The sequence below is a fragment of the Marinobacter sp. G11 genome (genome assembly GCF_021282325.1).
Classification (GTDB): Bacteria; Pseudomonadota; Gammaproteobacteria; order Pseudomonadales; family Oleiphilaceae; genus Marinobacter; species Marinobacter vinifirmus.
Genome location: NZ_JAJSPB010000004.1, coordinates 127,440 through 144,612, shown reverse-complemented (window position 1 = coordinate 144,612; position 17,173 = coordinate 127,440). Strand labels below are relative to the sequence as shown.

The window sequence follows — 17,173 nt, the reverse complement described above, 5'->3', positions numbered from 1 at the left end:
ATCAACATGGGGGAAGGGTTTTCAGATCACCCATCAGGAAAAAGCCCCCGGAGGTCGGGGGCTTCAAGGCGGGACTTACTTGACCTTGGGGTCCAGCTCGCCAGCCGCATAACGTTCGAACATCTGTTCGAGGTTCAGCGGCTTGATCTTGCTGGCCTGGCCGGCGCAGCCGAAGGCTTCGTAGCGGGCGACACAAATGTCGGTCATGGCAACCATGGTGGCCTTGAGGAATTTGCGCGGGTCAAATTCCGCCGGGTTCTGGGCCATGAAGCGACGAACGGCGCCGGTAGAGGCCAGACGCAGGTCGGTGTCGATGTTGACCTTACGCACACCGTGCTTGATACCTTCGACGATTTCTTCCACCGGTACACCGTAGGTTTCCGGGATCTCGCCGCCGAATTCGTTGATCACTTTCAGCCACTCCTGAGGTACGGAGCTGGAGCCGTGCATGACCAGGTGGGTGTCCGGGATGCGGGCGTGGATCGCTTTGATCTGGTCGATGGCCAGGATGTCACCTGTAGGCGGACGGGTGAACTTGTAGGCGCCGTGGCTGGTGCCGATGGCGATAGCCAGTGCGTCGACCTGGGTTTTCTGCACGAAGTCAGCGGCTTCTTCGGGATCGGTCAGCATCTGGCTGTGGTCCAGGGTGCCTTCGGCGCCAATGCCGTCTTCTTCACCGGCCTGGCCGGTTTCGAGGGAGCCCAGGCAGCCCAGCTCACCTTCTACGGAGACACCACAGGCGTGGGCCATTTCAACGGTGCGACGGGTCACGTCGACGTTGTATTCGTAGCTGGTCGGGGTTTTGCCGTCTTCACCCAGGGAGCCATCCATCATCACGGAGCTGAAGCCAAGCTGGATGGAGCGCTGGCATACGGCCGGGCTGGTGCCGTGGTCCTGGTGCATAACCACGGGGATGTGCGGCCATTCTTCGATGGCGGCCAGGATCAGGTGGCGCAGGAAAGGCGCACCGGCGTATTTGCGGGCACCGGCGGAGGCCTGAACAATGACCGGGGAGTCGGTTTTGTCGGCCGCTTCCATGATGGCGCGCATTTGTTCGAGATTGTTTACGTTAAAGGCTGGCACACCGTAACCATGCTCGGCGGCGTGGTCCAGAAGTTGCCGCAGCGAAATCAGGGCCATGGGTTGTCTCCTTCGTTGACTTTTTGAGGTTTGAATTCTGTTCGTTTTGGATTTTGGAGTGGCGTCTTAATTACCACGCTCTTCCAGCACGGCTACTGCCGGCAGGGTTTTGCCTTCCACGAATTCGAGGAACGCTCCGCCGCCGGTGGAGATGTAGGAGATCTTGTCAGCTATGCCGTATTTGTCAACGGCGGCCACGGTGTCGCCGCCGCCGGCGAGGGAGAAGGCGTCGCTTTCGGCGATGGCTTCGGCCAAGGCTTTGGTGCCGTTGCCGAACTGGTCGAATTCGAACACGCCGACGGGGCCGTTCCAGAGGATGGTTTTGGCGTTCTTGAGCAGGCTCGCGAACTGGCCGGCGGTTTCCGGGCCTACGTCGAGGATCATGTCGTCGGCGCTGACGTCGGAGATGTTTTTCACGGTGGCGGTGGCGGTTTCGGCGAATTCGCTGGCAACCACTACGTCTACCGGCAGCGGGATTTCAACGCGGCTGGCGATGTCTTTGGCGGTGTCGACCAGGTCGTGTTCGCACAGGGACTTGCCTACCGGGTGGCCGGCTGCGGCCAGGAAGGTGTTGGCGATGCCACCGCCGACGATGATCTGGTCACACACTTTTTCCAGGGCGTTGAGGACGTCCAGTTTGGTGGAGACTTTGGAGCCGCCAACGATGGCCACCACTGGCTTGGTCGGGTTGTCGAGGGCCTTGCCGAGGGCGTCGAGTTCGGCTGCCAGCAGAGGGCCGGCGCAGGCTTCGGGAGCGAACTTCGCCACACCGTGGGTGGAGGCCTGGGCGCGGTGGGCGGTGCCGAAGGCGTCCATCACGTAGACATCGCAGAGGGCGGCGTATTGCTTGGCGAGGTCTTCGTTGTCTTTCTTTTCGCCCTTATTGAAGCGAACGTTTTCGAACAGTACGACTTCGCCGTCGGCCACTTCAACGCCGTCGAGGTAGTCTTTGATCAGGCGGACTTCCTGGCCCAGCAGGGTGCTCAGGTGCTCGGCTACGGGCTTCATGGAGGAGGCTTCGTCGTACACGCCTTCTTCCGGACGGCCCAGGTGGGACATCAGCATGACTTTGGCGCCGGCGTCTTTGGCGGCCTTGATGGTCGGCAGCGAGGCGCGGATGCGGGCGTCGCTGGATACTTTGCCGTCTTTGACCGGGACGTTCAGGTCTTCACGAATCAGAACCCGCTTGCCGGCGAGGTTCAGGTCAGTCATTTTCTTGATGGCCATAATCAGGTTCCGTAGTTATGGGTTCACAGGTGCAAATTGTTAAGCCTTGGGTGGGGTCTGACCCCGTTCGGGGTCAGACCCCTTTGTATCCGTCTTGTTTGGCAACCACGCCTGGCTGACATCCAGCATCCGGTTGGCGAAGCCCCATTCGTTGTCGAACCAGCACAGCACTTTCACCATGGTGCCGCCGGTGACTCGAGTCTGGCCGCCGTCTACCACGCCGGAATGGGCGTCGTGGTTGAAGTCGGAGCTGGCCAGGAGTTCGTCGGTGTAGCCGAGAATGCCTTTTAGCGATCCGTTAGCGGCGTTTTTCAGCAGCAGGTTTACTGCCGCAACATCGGTCGCTTCACGTACGTTCACCACCATGTCTATAGCAGACACATTCAGCGTTGGCACGCGCATGGCCACCGAGCTGAAGCGGCCTTCCATGTGGGGCAGCAAGCGTTCGATACCGCGCGCCAGGCCGGTGTCTACCGGTACGATGTTATGGAGCGCGCTGCGGGTGCGGCGCAGGTCCTGGTGGTGGTAGGCGTCGATCACCGGCTGGTCGTTCATGGCGGCATGGATGGTGGTGGTGCTGCCCTGTTCTACGCCGAAGGCGTCGTCCAGCACCTTGATCACCGGTACCAGGCAGTTGGTGGTGCAGGAACCTGCAGCCACAATCACATCCTGCGGGTTAAGGTCGCCATCGTTGATGCCATAGACCACGGTGCGGTCAACACTCGGCTCTCCCGGCTGGGAGAACAGCAGGCGCTGGGCACCCGCTGCGATGTGCTTTTCCGCTGTTGTCCGGTCCGAGTAGGCGCCGGAACATTCCAGCACCAGGTCTACGTCCAGCAGACGCCAGGGCAGTTCCGCCGGGTCCGGGTGACGCAGTACTCGAATGCGGTCGCCGTTCACCACCAGGTTGTCGCCATCCACCGCCACCTCACCGTGAAACCGCCCGTGGGTGGAGTCGTACTTGGTCAGGTGGGCAATGGTGTCGATATCCGACAACTCGTTGATCGCGACCACCTGTAGATGGTCGCGATAGCCGTTTTCATAAAGAGCCCGCAACACGCACTGGCCGATGCGGCCGTACCCGTTGATGGCGATGCGAAACGGCGTCGGGTTGGTCATCAGGCGTCCAGCAGTTCGTCAGCCACTTCCAGGATATTGTCGACGGTAAAGCCGAATTCCTTGAACAGTTCGCCAGCGGGGGCAGATTCACCGAAGGTGGTCATGCCCACAACGCGGCCGTCCAGGCCAACATACTTGTACCAGTAGTCGGCGATGCCGGCTTCGATGGCGATACGATTGGTGACTTCCAGCGGCAGTACCTGTTGCTTGTACTCGGCGCTCTGGGCGTCGAACACGTCGGTGGACGGCATGGAAACCACACGCACGGCCTTGCCCTGCTCGCGCAGCTTGGCGGCAGTGTCCTGGGCCAGTCCCACTTCAGAGCCGGTGGCGATCAGGATCAGTTCCGGGGCGCCTTCGCTGTCAGACAGCACGTAGCCACCCTTGGCGACGTTGGCCAGCTGTTCTGCATCGCGCTGCTGGTGCGGCAGGTTCTGACGGGAGAACACCATGGCGGTGGGGCCGTCATTGCGCTCCAGGGCGGCTTTCCAGGCTACCGCAGACTCTACGGCATCTGCCGGGCGCCACATGCTCATGTTCGGCGTGGTACGCAGGCTGGCCATCTGCTCGATGGGCTGGTGGGTGGGGCCGTCTTCGCCCAGACCGATGGAGTCGTGGGTGAACACATAGATGGAACGCTGCTTCATCAGTGCCGCCATGCGCACTGCGTTACGGCAGTATTCCATGAAGATCAGGAAGGTTGCGCCGTAAGGAACAAAGCCGCCGTGCAGGGCGATGCCGTTCATGATCGCAGCCATACCGAACTCACGAACGCCGTAATAAATGTAGTTACCGGAAGCGTCTTCCTTGCTCACACCTTTACAGCCAGACCAGATGGTCAGGTTGGAACCGGCCAGGTCGGCAGAGCCACCCATCAGTTCCGGCAGCAGCGGGCCGTAGGCGTTCAGGGTGTTCTGGGATGCCTTACGAGAGGCGATGGTGTCGCCCTTGTCCTGGCACTCCTGGATGTAGGCCTGGGCCTTTTCGGAGAAGTCTGCCGGCAGCTCACCCGCCATGCGGCGTTTGAACTCGGCCGCCAGTTCCGGCTCGGCCTTTTCGTAGGCGGCGAATTTCTCTTCCCACGCTTTCTCGGCAGCGGCGCCTTTTTCCCTGGCATCCCAGGCGGCGTAGATGTCAGACGGAACCTCGAACGGGCCGTGCTGCCAGCCCAGGGCTTCGCGGGTCAGAGCGATTTCATCGTCACCCAGCGGGGCACCGTGGCAATCTTCCTTGCCCTGCTTGTTGGGGGAACCAAAGCCGATGATGGTCTTGCAGCAGATCAGTGTCGGCTGCTCGGTGTTGGCCCGGGCCTGTTCAACAGCCGCGCGGATAGCGTCGGCATCGTGCCCGTCAACGTCCGGAATTACCTGCCAGCCGTAGGACTCAAAACGTTGCGGAGTATTGTCGGTAAACCAGCCTTCCACTTCGCCGTCGATGGAAATGCCGTTGTCATCATAGAAGAACACCAGCTTGCCAAGGCCCAGGGTACCGGCCAGGGACGCCACTTCGTGGGAGATGCCTTCCATCAGGCAGCCGTCGCCCAGGAACGCATAGGTGTAGTGGTCCACAATGTCGTGGCCCGGGCGGTTGAACTGCGCCGCCAGGGATTTCTCGGCCAGCGCGAAACCAACGGCGTTGGCAATGCCCTGCCCCAGCGGGCCGGTAGTGGTTTCAATACCCGGTGTGTAACCGTATTCCGGGTGCCCCGGAGTCTTGGAGTGCAGCTGCCGGAAGTTCTTGATGTCGTCAATGCTAACGTCGTACCCGCTCAGGTGCAGCAGGGAGTACTGCAGCATGGAGCCATGGCCGTTAGACAGCACGAAACGGTCACGGTTGGCCCATTGCGGGTTGGCCGGGTTGTGGCTCAAGTAATCGTTCCACAGTACCTCGGCGATATCCGCCATACCCATGGGCGCACCCGGGTGGCCGGACTTGGCTTTCTGAACCGCATCCATGCTCAGCGCGCGAATGGCGTTGGCGAGATCTTTACGGGACGGCATTGACAATTCTCCAGTGTTTTTCAGGAAAAGACTTCAAGCTGCAAAAACTGCTTAAAAAGAAGGCACGTATTTTCGCCGATTACTGTGTGCCGGGGCAAATCCATATGTAGTGGTTTTCCGATGGCGCCGGTACAAAATCACCAAAGCGACTGATTTCACAAACGCTATAAATCTATATCAAAAAATTTTGATATGGCTATTGATCGATCAATCGAACCCCCCTACACTTGCGAACCATGACCTCACTCAATGCACATGCGAACGAATTGTCCTCGGTGGACACCCTGGTACCGATCTTCAAGGCGAGCGGCGACCCCTTGCGCCTTGAGATCCTGCGGGTGCTGCGCCGCGACACCTTCGGTGTGCTGGAGCTGAGCCAGATGTTTGATATGCGCCAGTCCGGCATGAGCCACCACCTGAAGGTGATGCACAAAGCCGGGTTGCTGGAGCCCCAGCGGGAAGGCAATGCCATTTTCTACCGCCGCCCCCTGAACCTGGACAGCGACAAGCTGGCAGACCAGGCCATCCGGCAGATTTTCGAGACCGTAGACCGGGTACCCTTGCCTCCGCAGCTGGAAGACAAAATCGAGGCCATCCGCGAGCAGCGGGCGGAACAGTCCCAGGCCTTCTTCTCCCGGCATTCGGAGCAGTTCCGGGAGCAGCAGGAACTGATCGCCGCCTTTGACCTGTATGCGGAGCCCACCGCCGAGCTGATCCGCAAGCGGGCAAGCCGCCAGAACTGGCGCAGCGTACTGGAAATTGGTCCGGGTGAAGGTGGCTTTTTGCCGGTGCTGTCTGAGCTGTTCGAGCACGTGGTGGGTCTGGACAACAGCAAGGACATGCTGGCCAAAGCCACCCGCACCTGCATCGATGAACGCTTGAACAACGTTGATTTGATTGAAGGCGTTACCGATACCGTGCTGGCACGTGGCGATGCTTTTGATCTGATTGTTGCCAACATGGTGTTGCACCATGTGCCCAGCCCGGCCGATATCTTTCTGGATGCCGCCGCGCTGATGAACAACGGCGGCTGCTTTATCGTCAGCGATCTGTGCAGTCACGATCAGGACTGGGCCAAAACCAACTGCGGTGACCTCTGGCTCGGCTTTGAACCAGAAGAGTTGACGGCCTGGGCCGCAGAGGCCGGCCTGATCGCTGGCGAGCAATTGTTTATTGGCCTGCGCAACGGTTTTCAGGTGCAGGTACGGGAATTCTGGAAAACGTCTGGCGTTGGCTGAAACCCGCGCCAGCACTGGAACATCAAAAAACTTTGATATTGACGTACGTAGAATTACGTACACTGATTTTGAAAACGCTCACAGAGGAGCACCACTATGTCTGACTACAACATCTTCACCTCCGAGTCGGTCTCTGAAGGCCATCCGGACAAACTGGCCGACCAGATCTCCGACGCGGTACTGGACGCCATCCTGACCGACGACCCGCACGCTCGCGTAGCATGCGAAACCATGGTGAAAACCGGTGTGGCCATCGTTGGCGGTGAAATCACCACCAGCGCATGGGTCGACCTGGAAGACCTGGTGCGTGGCGTGATCAAAGACATCGGCTACACCTCCTCGGATGTGGGCTACGACGGCGACACCTGTGGCGTAATCAACATCATCGGCAAGCAGTCCGTGGATATCGCCCAGGGCGTTGACCGCCAGAAGCCGGAAGACCAGGGCGCGGGCGACCAGGGCCTGATGTTCGGCTACGCCAGCAACGAAACCGACGTGCTGATGCCGGCGCCGATCACCTTCTCCCACCGCCTGGTACAGCGCCAGGCCGAAGCCCGCAAAAGCGGCCTGCTGCCGTGGCTGCGCCCGGACGCCAAGAGCCAGGTCACCTGCCGCTACGAAAACGGCAAAGTGGTGGGCATCGACGCTGTGGTTCTGTCTACACAGCACGACCCGGACGTGACCCAGGAAGACCTGAAAGAAGCGGTGATGGAGCTGATCGTCAAGCACACCCTGCCGGCCGAACTGCTGCACAAGGACACCGAGTTCCACATCAACCCGACCGGCAAGTTCGTGATCGGTGGCCCGGTGGGCGACTGCGGCCTGACCGGCCGTAAAATTATCGTAGACACCTACGGCGGCATGGCCCGTCACGGTGGTGGCGCATTCTCCGGCAAAGACCCCTCCAAGGTTGACCGTTCCGCTGCCTATGCCGGCCGTTACGTGGCCAAGAACATCGTAGCCGCCGGTCTGGCAGAGAAGTGTGAGATTCAGGTGTCCTACGCCATCGGCGTAGCCCAGCCGACCTCCATTTCTTTGAACACCTTCGGCACTGGCAAGATCAGCGACGACAAGATCATCGACCTTGTACGCGCGCACTTCGACCTGCGCCCATATGCGATCACCAACATGCTGGACCTGCTGCACCCGATGTACCGCGCCACAGCAGCCTACGGCCACTTCGGCCGTGATCCGTACGAGATGACCGTTGGCGGCAAGACCTTCACCGCGTTCCCGTGGGAGAAGACCGACCGGGCGGCAGCCCTGAAAGACGCTGCGGGCATCTAAAAGACTTTTTGGCCACGGAATCCACGGAAGGACACGGAAAAAGATAAAGAAGAAATGATTTGCCACGAAATTCACTAAAGAACACGAAAAAAGACTGATCACTAAAAAAGCAGTTGTTTTTACTTTCGTGTCCTTTGGTGGATTTAGTGGCAAAAAAATCTTTTCCTTCCGTGTTTTTCCGTGGATTCCGTGGCTAACCATTTCAAACATGACAGGAGCACCACATGAGCACTCCGAACAACTTCGAAGATTACAAAGTCCGCGATATCGAACTCGCCGACTGGGGCCGTAAGGAAATCAAGATCGCCGAAGGCGAAATGCCCGCCCTGATGAAACTGCGCGAGAAGTACAAAGCGGAGCAGCCGCTGAAAGGCGCCAACATCATGGGCTGCATCCACATGACCATCCAGACCGCCGTGCTGATCGAAACCCTGGTGGAGCTGGGCGCCAACGTGCGCTGGTCATCCTGCAACATCTTTTCCACCCAGGATCAGGCCGCTGCCGCCATCGCAGCGCAAGGGATCCCCGTATTTGCCTGGAAAGGTGAAACTGACGAAGAATACGAGTGGTGCCTGCACAAGACCGTCGGTGCGGACGTAGACGGCTGGGAGCCGAACATGATCCTGGACGACGGCGGCGACCTGACCGAGCTGCTGCACAAGGAATACCCGCAGGTGATCGCCAAGTGCCACGGCGTAACCGAGGAAACCACTACCGGCGTACACCGCCTGCAGGAAATGCTGCGTGACGGTACCCTGAAGATCCCCGCGATTAACGTCAACGACTCGGTGACCAAATCCAAGAACGACAACAAGTACGGTTGTCGTCACAGCCTGAATGATGCCATCAAGCGTGCCACCGACCACCTGCTGTCTGGCAAGAAAGCGCTGGTCATCGGCTACGGCGACGTGGGCAAAGGGTCCGCTCTGTCCCTGCGTCAGGAAGGCATGATCGTCAAAGTCACCGAAGCGGATCCGATCTGCGCCATGCAGGCCTGCATGGACGGTTTTGAAGTTGTGTCCCCATATATTGACGGCGTGAACACCGGTACCGAGCAGGGCATCAACAAGGATCTGCTGGCCAACACCGACCTGCTGGTAACCACCACCGGTAACGTCAACGTGTGCGATGCCAACATGCTGAAAGCGCTGAAGAGCGGCGCCGTGGTATGCAACATCGGGCACTTCGATAACGAAATCGATACCGCCTACATGCGCAAGAACTGGGAGTGGGACGAGGTCAAGCCGCAGGTGCACGTGATCTACCGCGACAAGGCCAGCAACGACCACCTGATCCTGCTGTCGGAAGGCCGCCTGGTAAACCTGGGCAACGCCACCGGTCACCCGTCCCGTATCATGGACGGCTCCTTTGCCAACCAGGTGCTGGCGCAGATGTATCTGTTCGAGCGCAAGTTTGCCGACCTGCCGGAAGATTCCAAGGCCAAGGGCGTTTACGTTCAGGTTCTGCCCAAGCAGCTGGACGAGGAAGTGGCCCGCGCCATGGTGGAAGGCTTTGGTGGCGTGATCACCAAGATGACTCCAGACCAGGCGAAATACATCGGTGTACCGGTCGAAGGCCCGTACAAGCCGGAAAGCTACAGGTACTAATCGGACACAAACATGGAATCCCAGAAGCAATTCAAACGCCGCTTCAGTTTCGAGTTTTTCCCGCCCAAGACCGATCAGGGCAAGGAGAAGCTGCAGGCGGTGCGTAACCAGCTGGCCGAGGTGAACCCGGATTTCTTCTCGGTCACCTTCGGGGCGGGCGGTTCCACCCGGGACCGCACCATCGAGACGGTGCTGAACCTGCACCAGCAGGGCATCTCCACGGCACCGCACCTCTCCTGCGTGGGCGGTACCCGGGAAGAAATCGGCGAGCTGCTGGATGTGTATAAAGAGAACGGCATCAACCGGATCGTTGCCCTGCGCGGCGATATGCCATCGGGTATGGGCGCTTCCGGTGAACTGCGTTACGCCAACGAACTGGTGGAATTTATCCGGCAGCACAGCGGCGATCACTTCAATCTGGAAGTGGCCGCTTACCCGGAGTTTCACCCTCAGGCCCGCAACGCCGAAGAAGACCTGAAAAACTTCGCACGGAAAGTACAGGCCGGTGCCAACAGCGCCATCACCCAGTACTTCTTTAATGCTGACAGCTACTTCTACTTCATCGACCGTCTGGAGCAGATGGGCGTCACCATTCCGGTGGTACCGGGCATCATGCCCATCGTCAACTTCTCCAGCCTGGTGCGGTTCTCGGACATGTGCGGCGCCGAGATCCCGCGCTGGATCCGCAAGCAGCTGGAAGCCTACGGTGACGACACGGAAAGCATCCGCAAGTTCGGTGAGGAAGTGGTCACTGAAATGTGCCAAAAACTGCTCAAGGCCGGGGCTCCAGGGTTGCACTTCTATACTCTGAACCAGGCTGAACCCAGCCTTTCCATCTGGAAGAATCTGGGCATCAGCGACCGGGAGAAAATCGCGTTCTGACACGCCTTCCCGGCCGCTGCAGAGAGGGGCTCCGGCCCCTCTTTCCTTTCATAACCGCCTGATTTCCTGCAAATCCTGTCTCCATAGTCTAAACTGTATCTGATGCATCCCCATCAACGCTCCCTGTGATGCACGGCCACAAAGAGTGCTTTCACAGACTGCCTTACCGGGCAGACGGGGCATAAAAAACAGAAAGGAGAAAGCATGAGCACGAAATGGCTGAAAACACTGGGTGCTGGTCTGGCACTGTCTGTAGCCGCAACCTCAGTCAGCGCAGAGACCCTGCGCGTGGTCACCGACCCAAGCTTCGTCCCGTTTGAAATGATGGACCAGGAAACCGGAGAAATGATCGGTTTCGATATGGAGATCATTGCCGAAGTCGCCGAACGTGCAGGCTTTGATTACGACCTCAACACCATGGACTTCAACGGCATTATCCCGGCCCTGCAAACCGGCAACGTGGATATTGCCATCGCCGGCATCACCATTACCGATGAACGCGAGGAAATCGTCGATTTCTCCGATCCTTACTACGATTCCGGTCTGCGTATCCTGGTGAGCCAGAACAACGGCGACGTTGATGAAATGTCGGACCTGGAAGGCATGAAAGTCGGCACCAAGATTGGCAGCACCAGCTATGACTTCCTGATGAAAAGCCTGGACGACAACGACGGTGTAACGCCGTACCCCGGCAGCTCGGACATGTACATGGCGCTGATGTCCGGTGCCGTTGATGCGGTTTTCTACGATGCCCCAAACGTTGGCTACTTCGCCAGCACCCGTGGCAAAGGCAAGGTCAAGACCGTCGGCCCCCTGTATGAAGGCCAGCAGTACGGTATTGCCCTGAAAAACGGCAGTAAATGGGTCGACCCGGTTAACGAGGCCCTGGCAGAAATCAAGGAAGACGGCACCTACAAGACCATTTATGAAAAATGGTTCGGCCCCATGCCTGAAGACAAATAACCCGCCACTCGAACCGGCCGGGGCACACAATGCCCTGGCCGATTCCTCCCAACCCAACGGAGAAACACACTGTGGAATTCCAGTTTCAGTTTGACTGGCAGGCGGCCATCAATTCCATTCCCTACCTGGCCAAGGGTATTCCCTACACCCTGATGATTTCCTTCGGTGGCCTGGCCATCGGTTTTGTTCTGGGCATCGTGTTCGGCCTGCTCAGCATCAACAAGAATTGGTTCTTGCGCTGGCCCGCCACTGCCTACATCGAGATTTTCCGCGGCACCCCCATCCTGGTACAGGTGCTGTTTATCTTCTACGGCCTGCCCGACCTGGTTGGCGGCCCGATCGACCCGCTGACAGCCGGTATTGCCGCGATCGCCCTTAACTCCGGTGCCTATATCTCCGAAGTCGTCCGTGGTGGCGTGCAGTCCATTGACAAAGGCCAGACCGAAGCCGGTCTGTCTCTGGGCCTGTCACGCTCCCAGACTTTCTGGAACATTGTCTGGCCCCAGGCCTTCCGACGCATGATTCCGCCTTTGGGCAACCAGGCCATCGTCAGCATCAAGGACACCTCACTGTTCTCGGTCATCGGCGTGGGCGAACTGGTACGCCAGGGCCAGGTGTACATTGCCAATACCTTCACCGCATTCGAGGTGTATTTTGTGGTGGCCATCATGTACCTGGCCATTACGCTGTCCCTGTCACTGATCCTGCGGCTGCTTGAGCGCCGTGGTGTCGCGTCTGCCTGAAGGAGCCCGAGCAATGACACAGATTGTAAAAATGAAGGGCATGAACAAATACTTCGGCAAACTGCATGTCCTCAAGGATATCGACCTGACCGTGGAACAGGGCGAAGTGGTGGTGATCATCGGTGCCAGTGGCTCCGGCAAATCCACCCTGATTCGTTGCGTGAATGGCCTGGAAGAATACGAATCCGGGTCGCTTGAGGTGGATAACCACCCTCTGGCCCCGAAAGGCGGGAATCAGAACAGCCTGGCGGAAATCCGCAAGGAAGTGGGCATGGTGTTCCAGCAGTTCAACCTGTTCCCGCACCTGACGGTGAAAAAGAACATCATGCTGGCGCCCATGAAGGTGAAAAGAACGGCCGAAGTGGTTGCCAACGCCACCGCCGAACGCCTGCTGGAACGTGTAGGCATCGGCAACCAGGCCGATAAATACCCCAGCCAGCTATCCGGCGGCCAGCAACAGCGGGTGGCCATCGCCCGGGCTCTGGCCATGGAACCCAGGCTGATGCTGTTCGACGAACCCACGTCAGCGCTGGACCCGGAAATGATCGGGGAAGTACTGGATGTCATGAGGGAGCTGGCCAGAGAAGGTATGACCATGATGGTCGTCACCCATGAAATGGGCTTCGCCCGCGAGGTGGCCGACCGGGTGATTTACATTCACGAAGGCCAGATTGTCGAGGAAGGCAAACCCGACGAGGTGTTCGATAACCCTCAGAATGAGCGCACCCAGGCATTCCTGTCCCGGGTACTGGCTCACTGACCCTCGCGTTTAAAGCAACTGGCGGGTGACGTCATACTCACGTTCAATCTTGGCGTGGGAGTCATCCGCCAGAAACTTCGCAATCTTCCGGCCCAGAAACGGCACCTCGCACAGCACCGACAGGCTCACGTAGTTGATACACCGGTCGCCGTTGCCCAACAGCCGCATCGCGCCCTTGATCTTCGCCGGCACGCCGTCAATACGCACCCGAAACTCGCAGTGCCACTCGTCATCGTCTTTGCGGAACCAGTGCTCTTCCTGCCGCACCCGGTTCCATTCCCGGTGGAAACCGGAAAGCACACCCGGCACCGGTGCCGAGGCGGTCATTTCCCGCTCGATCACCAGTTTGGCCGACATTTCGTCCTTTTTCAGCTCGGTCACCCTGAGATTGCGGGCGCCCAACTGCTCGTTTTTGTTACGTATGTGCGCCTCATCGAAGAAACGCTCGATCAGCTGATCAAGCCCCCGCTCGTAGGGGTGCTCCAGATTGAGTTCCATGATTACCTCCGAACCTGTCTTACCCCTATTGTTGCGGCCACCCGGCGTGGCAACATTGGCCGGGCGGGCAAGCAAACCGGGCAAGCAAGCCAGACCGATTGGTTCACATTCTGGCGCTGTTAAGCGATGGCCCGGGCAAGTATCATGTGAGGATTTTAACAAACCGAACAAACGGCCCGGGAGCTGACAGGAGACTACAATGCGCAATGCCGATCTGGTCGCACGGGATCTTAAATCCGTGTGGCACCCGTGCACCCAGATGAAAGACCACGAAACCCTGCCCCTGATCCCCATCAAACGGGGCGAAGGTGTCTGGCTGGAGGACTTTGAGGGCAACCGCTACATCGACGCCGTCAGCTCCTGGTGGGTTAACCTGTTCGGCCACGCCAATCCGCGCATCAACTCCGCCATTCAGGAACAGATCGGCCAGCTCGAACATGTGATTCTGGCCGGTTTCAGCCATGAGCCAGTGGTTAATCTGTCAGAACGGCTGATCGAGGTAACACCGGAAGGCCTGAACAAGTGTTTCTATGCCGACAATGGTTCCTCGGCCATCGAAGCCGCTCTGAAGATGAGTTACCACTACTGGAAAAACCACGGCAAACCGGGCAAAAAGAACTTCGTTAACCTCAGCAACAGCTACCATGGCGAAACCCTGGGCGCGCTGGCCCTGGGCGACGTTGCCCTGTACAAGGACACCTACCAGCCGCTGCTGATGGAAGTGCTGACCGCCCCCTCACCGGACGCCTACAACAAAGAGCCGGGCGAAACCGATGAAGAGTACGCCCTGCGCCAGTTCGAGGCCATGGACAAACTGCTGGCCGAGAAACACGACGAAATCTGCGCTGTGGTGGTGGAGCCGTTGATCCAGTGCGCCGGTGGCATGCGCATGCACCACCCGATTTACCACACCAAACTGCGGGAAGCTTGCGACCGTTACGGGGTGCACCTGATCGCGGACGAAATTGCCGTCGGCTTTGGCCGCACCGGTACGCTGTTCGCCTGCGAACAATCCGGCATCACCCCCGATTTCATGTGCCTGTCCAAAGGACTGACCGCCGGCTATCTGCCGCTGTCTGTGGTGCTCACCACCGACAACGTCTACAACGCTTTCTACGACGACTACGAAACCATGCGCGCCTTCCTGCACAGCCACAGCTACACCGGCAACCCCATCGGCTGCGCCGTCGCCCTGGCCACGCTCGACATCTTCCGGGATGAGAACGTCATCGAAAACAACCGTCAGCTGTCCCGCTGTATGGCCGAGTCCGTTGCCCATCTGGCCGACCACCCGAACGTGGGCGATATCCGCCAGCACGGCATGACCATGGCCATTGAAATGGTCAAAGACAAAGCCAGCAAAACCCCGTTCCCCTGGCAGGAACGCCGTGGCATCAGAGTGTATAAACATTCACTCACCCGCCAGGCCTTGCTGCGCCCCCTGGGTAACGTGCTGTACTTCATGCCGCCCTACGTGATCACCGAAGAACAGATTCGCCATCTGGCTCAGGTGGCCACCGAAGGCATCGAAATCGCGGTCAAGGACTGAGAACCGCCGCCATGAGAATCCCGCGTATCTTCACCGACAGCCCCCTGGCTGTCGGCAGCCAGTGCCAGCTGGACGACAACGCCGCCAACCACGTAGGCCGGGTCCTGCGCATGCAGGCAGGCCAGGCACTTCTGCTCTTCAACGGGGACGGTCATGACTATCACGCCACCATTACCGAAGCCGGAAAGAAACACGTGCTGGTGGCAGTCACGGAAGCCGCTGAAAACGAAACAGAATCGCCCCTCAGAGTAGTACTGGCACAGACCCTGTCCAAGGGCGACCGCATGGACTACGCCGTACAAAAAGCGGTGGAAATGGGCGTGAGCGAAATCGTGCCACTGACTACCGAACGCTGCGACGTCAAACTCAAAGGCGACCGGGAAGACAAGCGTCTTCGCCACTGGCAACAGGTTGCCATCAGCGCCGCCGAACAGTGCGGCCGTGCCAGGGTTCCGGAAATACAGCCGGTTATGACCGTGCAACAGTGGCTGGAACACGCCCGGGCCTGTGACTTGCGCCTGGTGCTACACCATCGCACCGAACGGTCCCTGAACACCCTCGAAAAGCCCTCCAGCATCGCCCTGATGATCGGCCCCGAAGGCGGCCTGACCGCTGAAGAAATTGCCCTGGCCGAGGACAACGGTTTTCTGCCCGTTGCCCTGGGCCCCCGGGTACTGCGCACCGAAACTGCACCCGTTGCCGCCATCGCCCTGTGTCAGTGGCTCTGGGGGGATATCGGCGCCTGAGACAGCCGGGTGACTATTCATGGCGTCACGTCCTGGCATCCCAGTCATTGACAGAGCTGTCAGTGAACAACATTATCTTGTCTGACAAAAAGTGGGCGGGAGTGCCACCTTGTATGGGCGCCTGCACCCAAGAAAACAATTAAGAGCCCAGGATGATAAACCTACTTACCAATCCGGAATTTTGGCAATACCTCAGCATTCCCGTGATCGCCGCCCTCATCGGCTGGAGCACCAACTGGCTCGCCATCAAAATGACCTTCTATCCGCTGGAGTTCATCGGCAAGCCGCCGCTTCTGGGCTGGCAGGGCATTATCCCCTCCAAAGCCCGCAAAATGGCCGCCAAAAGTGTGGATGCCACCATCGCCAAAATCGGTACCGTTCAGGAAATCTTCGAACAGATCGACCCCAAAGTCCTGGCCGCCCACATCATCTACACTGTCGACCCCCGCATTGAGGAATATGTCGACGAACTCATGCTGCGGGAATACCCCACCTTCTGGGAAAACCTGCCCGCCTCGGCCCGCAAAATGGTCTATGACCGGGTACGCAAATCCACCCCGCAACTGGTCGACAACCTGGTTGAAGACATCTCCGACAACATTGAAGACCTGCTCGACATCAAAGGCATGGTCATCGAGCGCCTGGCCCGGGATAAAAAGCTGCTCAACCGGATATTTCTGGAGTGCGGTGACGTGGAGTTCCGCTTCATCATCAATTCCGGCCTCTACTTCGGCTTCCTGTTCGGCATTATCCAGATGGGAGTCTGGTACCTGTACCCGGCCATCTGGGTGTTGCCTCTGTTCGGGCTCCTTGTGGGCTGGGCCACCAACTGGATTGCGCTGAATGTAATCTTCCGGCCCCTGCATGAACACAAGGTCGGCCCTCTGCGAATCCAGGGCCTGTTCCTCAAGCGCCAGCCAGAAGTGGCAGAATCCTTCTGTCATATCGTGACCCACGAGATACTGACCGTGGGCAACATCATCAATGCCATCCTCGAAGGACCCAAAGGTGACCGCGCCCGCAACATGGTGAAAAAGCACATCAAACCGCTGGTGGATGAAACCGCAGGCATGGGCAAGGCCCTGACCCAGATGGCATTCGGCCCCACGGGTTTTGCCACCCTGAAAAATCAGGTGGGTGAAAAAGCCATCGCGATATCCCAGAGTTCCTTCAACAACCCCGTGTTCGAGCGAGACCGGGCCCGGGCAGTGGAGTCCATTATGGTGGAGCGGATGAATGCCCTGTCTTCGGAAGAATTCCAGGATCTGCTGCGCCCGTGCTTCCAGGAAGACGAGATCAAACTGATCCTGGTGGGCGCCTTCCTGGGTCTGGTGGCCGGTGTGTGCCAACTGGTCTTTGTCTTTGGCGAGTCCTTTTTCTGATCGTTGTCAGGGCTGGGCAGGGTTGCATTACG

15 protein-coding genes are annotated in these 17,173 nt (G+C 58.8%); 10 read left to right on the top strand and 5 right to left on the bottom strand.

Translation table 11 applies throughout. The features are described from left to right. Positions 1-75 precede the first annotated feature (75 nt). The 4 genes from fba to tkt form a co-directional block, all read right to left on the bottom strand. On the bottom strand, positions 76-1,140 hold the full coding sequence (gene fba, locus LWH94_RS04235; RefSeq protein WP_011786479.1) for a class II fructose-bisphosphate aldolase: 1,065 nt from the start codon (positions 1,138-1,140) through the stop codon (positions 76-78). A 66-nt stretch (positions 1,141-1,206) separates the two neighbouring features. Continuing rightward, a complete protein-coding gene (locus LWH94_RS04230; RefSeq protein WP_232901346.1) occupies positions 1,207-2,367 on the bottom strand; it encodes a phosphoglycerate kinase in 1,161 nt (386 codons plus the stop codon). 39 nt (positions 2,368-2,406) lie between these two features. After that, a complete protein-coding gene (locus LWH94_RS04225; RefSeq protein WP_232901345.1) occupies positions 2,407-3,486 on the bottom strand; it encodes a type I glyceraldehyde-3-phosphate dehydrogenase in 1,080 nt (359 codons plus the stop codon). After that, the gene (tkt, locus tag LWH94_RS04220) at positions 3,486-5,486 is read right to left on the bottom strand and encodes a transketolase (protein WP_232901344.1); all 2,001 of its coding nucleotides are present in this window, start codon (positions 5,484-5,486) and stop codon (positions 3,486-3,488) included. The genes LWH94_RS04225 and tkt overlap by 1 nt, the downstream gene beginning before the upstream one ends. A gap of 236 nt (positions 5,487-5,722) precedes the next feature. Between tkt and LWH94_RS04215 the strand changes: the two genes are divergently transcribed. From LWH94_RS04215 to LWH94_RS04185, 7 genes are all read left to right on the top strand, one after another. Further along, positions 5,723-6,724, top strand: a complete 1,002-nt coding sequence (locus LWH94_RS04215; RefSeq protein ID WP_232901343.1) for a metalloregulator ArsR/SmtB family transcription factor — start codon at positions 5,723-5,725, stop codon at positions 6,722-6,724. A 96-nt stretch (positions 6,725-6,820) separates the two neighbouring features. Next, positions 6,821-8,011, top strand: coding sequence for a methionine adenosyltransferase (metK, locus tag LWH94_RS04210; protein WP_022989732.1), 1,191 nt, complete (start codon positions 6,821-6,823; stop codon positions 8,009-8,011). A gap of 224 nt (positions 8,012-8,235) precedes the next feature. After that, entirely contained in the window at positions 8,236-9,618 is a 1,383-nt protein-coding gene (gene ahcY, locus LWH94_RS04205) for an adenosylhomocysteinase (RefSeq protein WP_232901342.1), read from the top strand. Between the two features lie 12 nt (positions 9,619-9,630). Next, the gene (metF, locus tag LWH94_RS04200) at positions 9,631-10,500 is read left to right on the top strand and encodes a methylenetetrahydrofolate reductase [NAD(P)H] (protein ID WP_232901341.1); all 870 of its coding nucleotides are present in this window, start codon (positions 9,631-9,633) and stop codon (positions 10,498-10,500) included. Between the two features lie 204 nt (positions 10,501-10,704). Further along, complete coding sequence (locus LWH94_RS04195) at positions 10,705-11,463, top strand: transporter substrate-binding domain-containing protein (RefSeq protein WP_226609401.1); 759 nt, start codon at positions 10,705-10,707, stop codon at positions 11,461-11,463. Between the two features lie 71 nt (positions 11,464-11,534). Beyond that, positions 11,535-12,206, top strand: a complete 672-nt coding sequence (locus LWH94_RS04190) for an amino acid ABC transporter permease (RefSeq protein WP_031210002.1) — start codon at positions 11,535-11,537, stop codon at positions 12,204-12,206. A gap of 13 nt (positions 12,207-12,219) precedes the next feature. Then, positions 12,220-12,966, top strand: a complete 747-nt coding sequence (locus LWH94_RS04185; protein ID WP_011786489.1) for an amino acid ABC transporter ATP-binding protein — start codon at positions 12,220-12,222, stop codon at positions 12,964-12,966. A 9-nt stretch (positions 12,967-12,975) separates the two neighbouring features. Here LWH94_RS04185 and LWH94_RS04180 read toward each other — a convergent pair whose 3' ends face one another. After that, positions 12,976-13,464, bottom strand: coding sequence for a DUF2505 domain-containing protein (locus LWH94_RS04180; RefSeq protein ID WP_232901340.1), 489 nt, complete (start codon positions 13,462-13,464; stop codon positions 12,976-12,978). Between the two features lie 199 nt (positions 13,465-13,663). Between LWH94_RS04180 and LWH94_RS04175 the strand changes: the two genes are divergently transcribed. From LWH94_RS04175 to LWH94_RS04165, 3 genes are all read left to right on the top strand, one after another. Then, positions 13,664-15,013: an adenosylmethionine--8-amino-7-oxononanoate transaminase gene (locus LWH94_RS04175; RefSeq protein ID WP_023008555.1), complete on the top strand. Its 1,350-nt coding sequence runs from the start codon at positions 13,664-13,666 to the stop codon at positions 15,011-15,013. 11 nt (positions 15,014-15,024) lie between these two features. Further along, complete coding sequence (locus LWH94_RS04170) at positions 15,025-15,759, top strand: 16S rRNA (uracil(1498)-N(3))-methyltransferase (RefSeq protein WP_023008556.1); 735 nt, start codon at positions 15,025-15,027, stop codon at positions 15,757-15,759. 152 nt (positions 15,760-15,911) lie between these two features. Further along, positions 15,912-17,141 (top strand): DUF445 domain-containing protein, encoded by a 1,230-nt coding sequence (locus LWH94_RS04165; protein ID WP_023008557.1) that lies wholly within the window; start codon positions 15,912-15,914, stop codon positions 17,139-17,141. Positions 17,142-17,173: the final 32 nt, after the last annotated feature.